This window comes from Nocardioides sp. GCM10027114 (assembly GCF_042659625.1).
In the GTDB taxonomy this organism is placed as follows: Bacteria; Actinomycetota; Actinomycetes; order Propionibacteriales; family Nocardioidaceae; genus Nocardioides.
Genome location: NZ_JBHSSS010000025.1, coordinates 16,529 through 27,920 on the forward strand (window position 1 = coordinate 16,529; position 11,392 = coordinate 27,920).

The 11,392-nt window shown below is 69.3% G+C and carries 5 protein-coding genes; 4 read left to right on the forward strand and 1 reads right to left on the reverse strand.

All coding sequences use genetic code 11. The annotated features are described in order from the left end of the window. Positions 1 to 32 precede the first annotated feature (32 nt). From ACFP2E_RS13355 to ACFP2E_RS13370, 4 genes are all read left to right on the forward strand, one after another. On the forward strand, positions 33 to 500 hold the full coding sequence (locus ACFP2E_RS13355; protein WP_378523964.1) for a hypothetical protein: 468 nt from the start codon (positions 33 to 35) through the stop codon (positions 498 to 500). Between the two features lie 478 nt (positions 501 to 978). Then, positions 979 to 1,758, forward strand: a complete 780-nt coding sequence (locus ACFP2E_RS13360; protein WP_378523965.1) for a hypothetical protein — start codon at positions 979 to 981, stop codon at positions 1,756 to 1,758. After that, positions 1,755 to 5,180, forward strand: coding sequence for a helicase-related protein (locus ACFP2E_RS13365; protein WP_378523966.1), 3,426 nt, complete (start codon positions 1,755 to 1,757; stop codon positions 5,178 to 5,180). The genes ACFP2E_RS13360 and ACFP2E_RS13365 overlap by 4 nt, the downstream gene beginning before the upstream one ends. Before the next feature lie 10 nt (positions 5,181 to 5,190). Beyond that, entirely contained in the window at positions 5,191 to 8,202 is a 3,012-nt protein-coding gene (locus tag ACFP2E_RS13370; RefSeq protein WP_378523967.1) for an SNF2-related protein, read from the forward strand. 25 nt (positions 8,203 to 8,227) lie between these two features. On the opposite strand, the gene ACFP2E_RS13375 is transcribed toward ACFP2E_RS13370, so the two are convergent. Then, the gene (locus tag ACFP2E_RS13375) at positions 8,228 to 11,314 is read right to left on the reverse strand and encodes a DUF3427 domain-containing protein (protein WP_378524181.1); all 3,087 of its coding nucleotides are present in this window, start codon (positions 11,312 to 11,314) and stop codon (positions 8,228 to 8,230) included. Positions 11,315 to 11,392: the final 78 nt, after the last annotated feature.

Below are 11,392 nucleotides of genomic sequence, written 5' to 3' on the forward strand. Positions count from 1 at the left end.
GCAGGCGTGGTCGCCTCTTCACTGTCGAGTCCGTGGCCGGGTGGGTGTTCGCGGACCTGCTGCTCGTTCTGTTCATCGTCGGGCTCGGCTCGGCGGTTGCCTATACGCCGCCGCCTCCGCCGGAGCCCGAGCCCAAGATCCCGCCCATCGTCGGCATGAAGACCGAGCCGACGTCCGTGTTGGTCGACGTGAACGGTCCGCTGCTTGCCAGAGGGCTGTCCCTCACCCCACCCCAACGGCGAGCGGTCTGCGCCAGCGTCAAGCGGGGGCTCGGGCCGGTCCGTGGGGAGCGTGCTGCACTCGTTCTCATCTTCGGTGGGGCCCCCGAGGTGACGTCGGGGCAGAACGTAGCCCGAGCCATCGGCCGCGAGCTAGGCTGCGCCGACAAGAAGGTGTTCCGCGGCAAGGTCCCGACGCGTGCCTTCTGGGATGGAACGCTGCCGCTGGGGAAGGCCCGGCTGGAGATCTTCCTGTTCCTCAGGCAGGGCGAGAACCGGTGATGGTCCGTGAGGGCTCCTGCCCGACGGGGGCGACGGGTAGCCGATCGTGACCTGGCTGGTCCGACTGCTCAGGCGGCTGGTCGGCGGTGGACCCGCCGACCGCCGGGAACGACCGACCCCGTCGCGAGGTGAGACCGGCGTCAGGCCCGATCCGACTCCGTCGCCGGCCACTCCACCGGTCCCGCCGGCACGCGGCCCGGCGAGGCCACGACTCGCGCAGCCCGGCGTGCGGGAGCCGGCGAGCCCCGGCCAGCCCGTGGCACCTCCCGGGCCAGCGGCACCGCCCGAGCCGACGGTGCGTCCCGAGCCGAGCGGGCCTCGGCATCAAGTAGAGCCGCGCCCGTCGCCGTCGGCTGCTCCCACGGGCGAGACCGCCGAACCCGAGCCAGCCGTCGCCGAGGCCCCGACGCCGGCGGTACACGCCGAGCCCGCGCCTGCGGCCGCCCCGCCCGCGGCGCCCGAGCCCGTTCTCGACGACTTGTCGCACGTCCACTACGAGCAGGTGGAGGGCGGCTACGCCCCGCCGCCCCTAGCCCGACCAGCATCAGACGAGCTCGGGTCGGGCGCCCAGCCGATGGTCGCCCGAGACCTGGCGACCCACACCGCCACGCTGCCGGCGGTCGTGCTCGACGAGGTGCTGCACGACCTGGGCGAGGCAGAGCGGGAGGTGTCGGCTGCGCTGCGCGGCGAGCCCGCTGAAGCCCTACTACCGGTGCGCCGTGCCGCCGACCGTGCGTACGCCGCTGCCGCGCCGCACCGGCGCTTCATGGTGACCAGCGAGGAGGGAGCACTCGTTCCTCGGACCTTGGACCAGATCCTGGGCCAGGCGGACCCCTTCGACCGGATCGAGCTGGTGCGACTCGTGGGCGGGCTGCTGGGCGCGCTGCACGCACGGGACTGCTTGACCTCCGGCGTTGCGCTCACCTCGTTCGCCTGTGCGCTCGACCCCAGACCTGCCGTCCTGTGGCTGCACCCGGCCGCGGTGAGACGCCTGGGCGGAGAGTTCGTCAACGTGAGCTCCGGCGGAGCGCACCGTGCGGAGTCCTTCGACGAGGACCGTTTCGAGTTCGCCGTCCTCGCCCACCAGCTGCTGGTCTCGGTGAGCACGCAGCGGCCCGACACGTTCAGGGTCCCGACCTCGATTCCTGGTCTGACCGACGGGCAGGTCCGTCGCCTCGAGCTGCTCTGGGAGCGAGCCGCCGGCGCACCTGGGACCCGACCTCAGGTCGGGGAGTGGATGGAGGTGCTGGAAGCATGAGGCTCGAGGAGCTGATGCCCGGGCTGCGCGTCCGGGGCCTGACCGCCGAGGCCGTCGAGATCGTGTCCACGTCGTGGGTGGGAGGCGACTTCCTCCAGATCACCTACCGCGACTCGACCGGAGCGACCGCGGAGGGGCTCGTCAACCGGGAAGACGAGGCGGTCCTCAGCGTCGATGCCCCCGGCAGGGATCGCCGCTTCGGCGCCGACCCACGCCTGTGGAAGCTGGGTGTCGAGGCGCTCCGCATCAAGCACGCCGCCCTCATCGACCCGATGCTGGCGGTGTCCAGCTCGACGCTGCAACCACTCCCGCACCAGATCAAGGCGGTGTACGGCGAGTTCCTGCCCCGTACGCCACTGCGCTACCTGCTTGCCGACGACCCCGGTGCCGGCAAGACGATCATGTGTGGCCTGTACGTGAAGGAGCTGGTCCTTCGGGGCGACCTCGAGCGCTGCCTGATCGTGGCGCCGGGCGGGCTCGTCGAGCAGTGGCAGGACGAGCTCTGGGAGAAGTTCGGTCTCCAGTTCAAGCTCCTCTCGCGTGAGCTGATCGCCAGCACCGTGAGCGCGAGCGTGTTCGAGGAGAACCCGCTGCTTATCGCCCGCATGGACATGCTGTCCCGCAACGACGAGCTCATGGAGCAGATGGACCGCTCCGAGTGGGACCTCGTCGTGGTCGACGAGGCGCACCGGATGTCCGCCCGCTACGCGGGCACCGAGCTCGTCCCTACGAAGCGCTACACGCTGGGCAAGCGACTGGCCCGGCTGACGCGCAACCTGCTGCTGATGACCGCGACCCCCCACGCGGGTGACGCCTCCGCGTTCCAGGCGTTCCTGGCCCTCCTCGACGAGGACAGGTTCCAAGGCCGGGGACGATCGTCGCTGGCCCCGGGCACCGACCTCATGCGGCGGATGCTCAAGGAAGAGCTGCTCACCATGGATGGCCGCCCGCTGTTCCCGGAACGTCGGGCCCAGACGGTGACCTACACGCTCACCGACCTCGAGCTGCGGCTCTACCAAGAGGTCAGCGACTACGTCCGTCACGAGATGAACCGAGCGGAGCGCCTCAAGCGCGAGGGCGACGGCCGCGCGGCGTACACCGTCGGGTTCGCACTCACCGTGCTGCAGCGCCGTCTCGCCTCGAGCCCCGAGGCCATCCTGCGGAGCCTGGAGCGCCGGCGTGCCCGGCTCACCCGCATCCGGGAGGAGCTCGCGTCCGGCGGAGCTGCCCAGGCGCCGGAGCTCGGCTCCGTAGACACGCGGAACCTCGATGAGGAGGAGTGGCTCGAGCAGGACCTGAAGAAGCTGGAGGACGACGAGGAGGCCCTGGTCGACGCCGCGAGCGCGGCCCGGACGGTGGCCGAGCTGGACGTGGAGATCTCGAGCCTCGACGTGCTGGTCACCCTCGCGACCCAGGTGAGGAGAGCCGGGAAGGACCGGAAGTGGTCCGAGCTGCGCTCGATCCTCGAGGAGCACGAGCTCACGAAGGATGCCCAGGGACGGCCCCGCAAGATCATCGTCTTCACGGAGCACCGCGACACGTTGCGCTACCTGACCCAGCGGATCCGTGAGCTGCCCGGACGCGCCGACGCCGTCGTCGAGATCCACGGCGGCGTGAGCCGCCCCGCCCGCCGGGACGTGCAGGACCGTTTCACCCGCGACCCCGGGACCTCGGTGCTGGTCGCCACCGACGCCGCGGGGGAGGGCCTCAACCTCCAGTGCGCGCACCTGATGGTCAACTACGACCTGCCCTGGAACCCCAACCGCATCGAGCAGCGGTTCGGTCGGATCCACCGCATCGGTCAGACCGAGGTCTGCCACCTGTGGAACCTGGTCGCCGACGGGACGCGCGAGGGTGACGTCTTCAGGCGACTGCTCGCGAAGATGGCCGAGCAGTCCAAGGCGTACCAGGGCAAGGTCTTCGACGTGCTCGGCGAGGCCTTCGAGGGCGAGCCCCTGCGGGACCTGCTGGTGAAGGCCATCCGGCACGGCGATGACCCCGACGTCCGCAGGCAGCTCGAGACGGTCATCGACGAGCGGGTCAGCGCCGGCATCCCCGAGCTCGTCGAGCGCCGTGCGCTCTACCAGACGGTGCTGGAGCAAGTGGACGTCGAGCAGGCCCGGGACCGACTCGACGCGGGCGGTCGGACCCAGCTGCAGCCGTACTTCACCTCGTCGTGGTTCGAGTCCACCCTGAAGGAGCTGGGCGGGCGCGTGCGGCGCCGCCCGGACGGGTTCCACGACGTCGGGTTCGTGCCGGACGCGGTGCGGAGCGCGGGTCGCCGCGGGACGGCCGCGATCGTGCGGTCCCGCTACGAGGTGGTCAGCTTCGACCCGCAGCGGACAACCGGCGAGCCCGGCGTACTCCCTGAACTGGTGGCCCCGGGGCACCCCTTGCTCGACGCCGTCGCGGATGTCGCGGAGCGCCAGTGGCGCGAGGTGCTGAGGGAGGGGGCGGTCCTGGTCGATCCCGACCCCAGGGCGAGCCGGTGCCGCGTCTTCTTCGGCGTCAGCCACGACATGGCCGACGGGCACGCGACGCCCAACACGCTGTCCCGTCGGGTGGCCTTCGTCGAGCTCGACGGCGAAGGTTTCCACGGCGAGGTGGGGCCGACGTACCTGGACTACCGGTCTCCTCTGCCGACGGAGGAGAGCGCACTCGACCGGGTCCTGGCCGACCATCCGTTCCTGGACCAGGGGCGTGAGCTCGCCACCGAGTGGGCGATGCGCCACCTCGTCGGGGAGCACCGCAGTCGCGTGGCGCAGAGCCACACGACGGCCGTTGAGCGCGCGCGGGACGAGGTCACAAGGAGGCTCGAGGCGGAGATCGCCCACTGGAGTGCGGAAGCGGAACGGAATCGGCGGAGCGACGACGCGCAGCGACGGGAACGTGACGCACGCAGGGTGCAGGCTCTGCAGTCCAGACTCGCTCGGAGGCTGGAGGAGCTGGCCGCCGACGCCCGGGTCGTGGCCCGTCCGCCCCGTGTGCTCGCCAGCGCGGTCGTCGTGCCGGTCCGCCTCCTGTCACCGCAGGTCGAGGAGGCAGTTCTGCCGCCCGGCGGGCTCGACCTGGTCCACGCAGCCGAGCAGGAGCTGGGGCACGAGCCTGGCGAGTGGGTCGAGGCCGGGACGGCCACGGTGCGGAGCACCCGTCCAGATGGTCTGAGCCGCTGGATCGACGTCCACCACGCACCGCGAGACGGCGGAGGCGTGCGGGTCACGCGCACCCAGGTGCTGCAGGCCCGCAACCTGGGCGACCGCCACCGCCTCGCGCTCGTCCAGCCCTCGCGGAACGGCGCCGGTGGCGCGACCCTGCGGTACGCCGTCGACCCCTTCGCGCGGATCCGGACCGAGGACTTCCACCAGCACGAGTACGAGCTCTCGTGGAACGTCCTGTGGCGTTCCGCCAGGGAGCCCTGGTGAGGAGGCACGGATGACTCAGACCGCCCTGTCCGCCGAGCGGCCGACGGTCGACTCGGTGTTGGAGCGCGCCCGCGCCCTCACGAAGGCGATGGACCAGCTCCTCGCCGAGGAGCTCGAGATCTCGAGAGCGGCCGAGCGTGAGCTGCGCGGGACCAGCTGGAGCGTCGAAGGAACGGAGGGTGTGGGGCTCGCGCGCGGGCTGGTGCTCGCGCCGGTTCGCAACCTGGGTTCGACCAGTCAACCCGGCAGCGCGCGGCAAGTCCGGCTCGTCCGGCGTCGCCAGCTGGCGGCACTTCGCCCACACCTGCGGCCGTTGCGCGACGAGCTGGAGCGCCTGATGGCGGGCAGTGCCACTCAGAAGTCGCGCTGGTGGCGTGGACGGCGGGACGACACCGCGGCCCTCTCGACCGCGAACGCCGTCCACTCACTGCTCGACTGGGCCGACAAGACCGGGTTCGCCGAGGACGTCACCGCCGCCGCGTCGGGCCAGCCCCTGAGCCGGGGCGGGGGAGCCCTCGCGCCGAGCGATCTCCTCCAGGAGGCGTTCTCCGAACTGGCGGCGGCAGTGGGCGCTGTGGAGCCGGCGAGCAGCGCGGTGCTGTCCGCGGACGAGGTCAGGTCTCTCGATGCGGTGGCGGTCCGCGGGGTGGACCTGCTCTCGGCGCGGGAGCGGCTGGCGGCGCCCGTGAAGTCCGCCTTCGAAGCGGTGCAGGCCAGGATGGTCGATCGACGGCTGTCCGAGATGAAGCTCGACACGCTGCACGCCGCCTCGATGGGGCAGGTGAGAGTCGGTCCCCTCGAGAGCGCCGGCGTCACCAGCGTGCAGGACGTCCTGGCCTGGGGGCGCGGCCTGTCGTCCGTCCGAGGCATGAGCCACCAGTCGGCGGGACTGGCGGTCAGCACCGCCCAGGCGATCCGACGCGAGGTGCTCGCCGACCTGAAGCTGCGGATCGACCTGGACGAGAGCGACAAGCTCCTGTCCGACCTCATCGTCGGCCTCCATGCGCTGCTCGGTTTCGACGACCGGCTCGACGAGGTCCGCGGTGACCTCGAGGCGCTGATCGCGGACCTGCAGCCGCTGCGGCCGGCCCTCGCCTCGGGGGAGGAGCTGGCGATCATCCACCGGGACTCGCCCCGCCGCGGTCGGGACGTGACCCGGTTCCTCCAGGAACGCGCAGCCTGGGTGCGCGAGCACCGGATCGACGTGCTCCTGGGGGAGACGGCGACTCGGCCGAGCGGCGCGGCGAGTGAGGCCTGGGAAGACTTCAAGCGACGCTCACCCGTGTATTACGGGCTGCTGGGCGAGATCGTCGGCTACGACGTCGACGTCGACGCGGTCCAGGGACACCTCCCGAACGAGATCGTGGCTGCCGTCGAGCGGCAGGTGCTGGACACCGGCCTGCTCAAGAAGGACCTGCGGGCCTCGTTGCGGGGGTACCAGTCCTTCGGTGCCCGATACGCCCTGGTCCAGCGGCGAGTGCTGCTGGGCGACGAAATGGGTCTGGGCAAGACCATCCAGGCGATCGCGGCGATGGCCCACCTCGCCGCGAACGGGTCGCGACACTTCGTGGTCGTGTGCCCGCCCGCGGTGCTGGTCAACTGGATCAAGGAGATCCGGCGGCACAGCGACCTCGAGGTCCACCGCATCCACGGTCCGGAGCGCGACCGCGAGCGCGACCTCCGGTGGTGGCGCCAGCGCGGCGGAGTGGCGGTCACGTCGTTCAACCTGCTGGCCAAGCACGACTTCACCGATCCGGTGCCGGCGATGCTCGTCGTGGACGAGGCACACTTCGTGAAGAACCCGAACGCGCAACGGTCCATCGCGGTCCGGGAGCTCGTCGAGGCCACCGAGCGGGCGCTCTTCATGACCGGGACCCCGCTGGAGAACCGGGTCGAGGAGTTCGTGAGCCTCGTCCAGGTGCTCCAGGAGGACGTGCTGGACGACCTCGACCCGGCGTCGATGGTCGCGGGCACGCGACGCTTCCGGGAGGCGGTGGCGCCGGTCTACCTGCGCCGGAACGCGGACGACGTGCTCTCCGAGCTCCCCGACCTCGTGCAGGTGGAGGACTGGGTCGACCAGTCGTCCCACGAGGAGTCCGCCTACCTGGACGCGGTCGGCGCGGGCGACTTCAACGCCATGCGGCAGACGGCGTTCGTGGCGGACCCGAGGCGCTCCCAGAAGCTCGAGCGGCTCGAGGAGGTCGTGGAGGAGGCGCTGAGCAACAACCGCAAGGTCCTCGTCTTCTCCTACTACCTCGAGGTCATCAAGACCATCCGTGAGCGGCTCGGGGACGCGGTCCTCGGGGTCATCACCGGAGGCACCTCCCCGGACGAGCGGCAGCGCCAGGTGGACCGATTCACCGACAGCTCCTCACCCGGCGTCCTCGTGAGCCAGATCGTCGCCGGCGGGGTCGGCCTCAACCTGCAGGCGGCCTCGGTGGTGGTGCTGTGCGAGCCGCAGGTGAAGCCCAGTCTCGAGCATCAGGCCATCAAGCGGGCCCACCGCATGGGGCAGGTCCAGACGGTGCAGGTGCACCGACTGCTCACGACGGACAGTGTCGACGAGCGCCTGATGGCCATGCTCTCGCTGAAGGAAAAGCTGTTCGCACAGTTCGCCGCCACCAGCGAGGTGGCGGACGCCAGCCCCGAGGCCACCGACATCACCGAGGCCCAGCTCATCCGCGGGGTCATCGAGGAGGAGCAGGCGCGACACCTCGCCGAGCTGCGCTCCCGCTTGGGTGGGAACCGTCCGGCCGCGCCTCAACTGGAGGAAGCGCCCGAGCGCCCGGACCAGCCCGCTGACACGGCAGAGCCCGAGCCCACAGCGTCTCCGGAGAAGCCGAAGCCGGCCCTTCCGAAGTCAACGCCCGCGCGCCACCCAGGCCCGCCCACCCCGGCGCGCTTCAAGCCGTCGACCACACCGGTCTTCCGCTCGGTGCCACACGACAACCAGCCGAACGTGCTGGTGTGCCAGTCGTGTGCCCGCCCCATCGACTTCAACGGACACTGCGGTTGCTCGTAGACCGGCATCCGGGTGGAATGCCCGCCTACTGAGCAATCGCGGACGCCACTGTGAAGAAATCAGTCGGCATCGCATGCTCGAGCCGCCAAGTGATGGCGATTGGCCGGTCTCCCGAGTGGCTCACGTAGTGAGCCAGGCCGAGGAAGAGATACGGAGACGTGCCGAACTCATCCTTCTGCTCTTGGCGGGCGAAGATCAGCACGCGGCTTGTCCCATTCAGGTAGCGCTGGCCCGTCTTCGAGGTCACCGACGTAGTCGACTGCGACTCCCAATGGAACAGTGTGGGCGAGATCGGGTAGTCGCGATACATGGTCGTGGGGGAGTAGTCGGCCTCTGACTTCTTCAGCGTCACGAAGAACGCGTCGATGTTGAGGTCGTCCGAGTACCAAACGCCCTCGCGGAAGCTGTTCGGCTTCCGAGGGAAGTCGAGGGCAGCCAAGATCTCCTCCCGCTGATAGCGCGCGTGCACACGAAGCGGGATGTCAGCGAGCTCGTCCTCGAGCTCCAATGAGACGTGCCTCGCCGCGTCGAAGGAGAGGTCGACCACAGCGGAAACCTCCCGCCGTGTCGCCAGCTCCGCGCGAAGTGCCGCGAATCCGGCAGAGTACGACGCGTGACCGCCGCCGTCGGACCACAGCGAGTAGTAGAGCATCCGAGCAAGACGCTGCTCGCCGGGCGATAGATCGTCGTAGCGGCGAGCGTCATCGGCGAGGAGCGCGCGATACGCCCTGGCCCGGTCAGGGTCGTCCACGTGGGCGAACGCCCGGACTCGCTTGAGCAAAGCCTCCTCCAAATCGGAGCCGGGTGCCGTGGGGAGGCCGGCGTCGCGGCGCAGTCGTGTCCATGAGTGACTTCCGCGTCGCAGCACGTCGCTCAGTTCGACGCCCGATTCGCGCAGGAACTCTTCAAGGTCGCTCTCACCATGGGAACGGAGCTCGGCAACAATCTGCTGCCAGCGGTTGGCGATCTGGGAGCGGAGGTTCTCCAGGACCAGAGTCTGCGACTGTCGATCCATCTCGATTGAGCAACCGGCGGGCAGAAACGGGAAGCCATCCTTCACCTGGCGCTCGACGCCGGTCCGGGTAGCCCCTGTCAGAGCGCGGAGCTTCTGGTCGAAGCGGAACTCCTTACGGTGATACCCGACGAAGTCCAGAACCGTAAGAACTGCCTTCTCGTGCGTCCGCCGAAGGCCGCGGCCAAGCTGCTGCAAAAAGATGGTCGCGCTCTCTGTAGGGCGGAGAAAGAGCACCGTGTCGACGTCGGGTATGTCGAGGCCTTCGTTGAACAGGTCCGCCGCGAAGAGGATGTTGACGGCGCGACCTCGCAGATCTACTAGCGCTTGATCGCGCTCCGCCCGCGCTGTCGCACCGCTGACCGCCCGAGCCGGAATGCCGGCGTCATTGAAGACCTGGGCCATGTACTCCGCATGCGCCACGCTCACGCAGAAGCCGAGGGCCCGCATAGCGCCGACGTCGGAAACCTTGTCGCGAAGCTGGTTCAGGACGATGCGGGCGCGGGCGTCGTTGCCGGTGTACACGTTGCTGAGCTCGGCCTCGTCGTATCTGCCTCGCGACCACCTGATCGACCTGAGGTCTGTGCCGTCGGCCGCCACGAAGTAATGGAACGGGCAGAGGAGGTCCGCCCCGAGCGCGTCCCAGAGGCGCAGTTCGGCTGCGGTACGCCCGTCGAAGAAGGCCCGGACATCGGTCCCATCGGCGCGCTCCGGCGTAGCGGTGAGTCCAAGAAGCTCAGTCGGCTGGAGGTGGTCCAGGATCCGGCGATAGGTGCGCGCCTCAGCGTGGTGGAACTCGTCGATGACGACGATGTCGAAGGCGTCCCTCGGGATGTTGCTGACGCCGTACGAAGTCAGCGATTGAACGCTGGCGAAGACGTGCTCCCAGCGTTCGGGTCGGGCGCCGCCCACGTAGAGCTCACCGAAGTCGCCGTCGCCCAGAACCTCGCGGTAGGTGCGAAGCGACTGCTCGAGGATCTCGCGCCTGTGAGCGACAAAGAGCAGTCGGGGTCTGTGACCGCCCTGGCATAGCCGTCGGTAGTCGAGGGCGGCCACTACGGTCTTTCCAGTGCCCGTGGCCGCCACGACCAGGTTGCGATGGCGGTCGTGGACCAGGCGTTCGACCTCAATCGCGTCGAGCATCTCCTGTTGATAGGGAAACGGACGAACCTCGAGGCCTGAAATGGAGATGGTCACGCGGTCACCCGAGCGGCCGCCCCTCGCTGCAATCAGGGCGTCGTCAAGTCGGTCGCGGTCCTTGTCTGGGTGGTAGTCCTCGAACTCGGAACTGTTCCAGTAGGAGTCGAACGTGGCCTCGAACTTCTGCAGCAGTGCAGGGGTGGCCTGCTGAGACAGGCGGACGTTCCACTCCACGCCCTCGAGAAGAGCGCTCGTTGACAAGTTCGACGAGCCGACGTAGGCCGTGTCGAACCCGGTGTTGCGTCGGAACAGCCAGGCCTTCGCATGCAAGCGTGTTCGCGCGGCGTCGTACTGCACTTTGACCTCGGCGCCGAAGTCACGCACGAGCCGATCGAGGGCCTCGCGTTCGGTGCCGCCGATGTAGGTGGTGGTGACGACCCGGATCGGAACGCCGGCGACCTTTGCCTGCTTGAGAGGCCCCTCCAGCAGTCTCAAGCCGCGCCACATTACGAAGGCGCACAACAAGTCGATCCTGTCGGCGGAGTCGATCTCCGCCTTCAGCTCCGCCGCGAGTGACGGCTCACCGTGAGCGTTCGTTAGGAGGGCTGCCTCGTTGAGAGGCGTCTTGGGCCGGTCTCGGTAGCGAGTCACGGTACCGGGAGCGCAAGGCCGCCGTACTGCGTGCAGCTGGCGTACCGGATCGGCGACTTCCGGGACGGCTGCGTCTACTGCCGCGAGAAGCTCATTGGCCAACGCGAGCTTGCGCGCGGGGTCCTTCTCCGCAGCCAAGCGACGTTGGATGGCCTCGGATAGATGTCTCGCCAGCACGTGAGTTTGGTCGGCCGGATCGACCTTGGCGATCTGAGTCTCGAGGGCTACGAGTCCGTCGAGTTGCCGTCCCAAGCTCGTGGTGACTACCGATTCGTAGAGGCCTTCTCGCAAGTCTGATTCCCCGTTCATGAGGACGCCGAGCCTGCCAGAAACAGACTGCACGCGGGCAGTGCCTCGCCCTCGAGTCTTTGCTGTCGTCATTCGTCC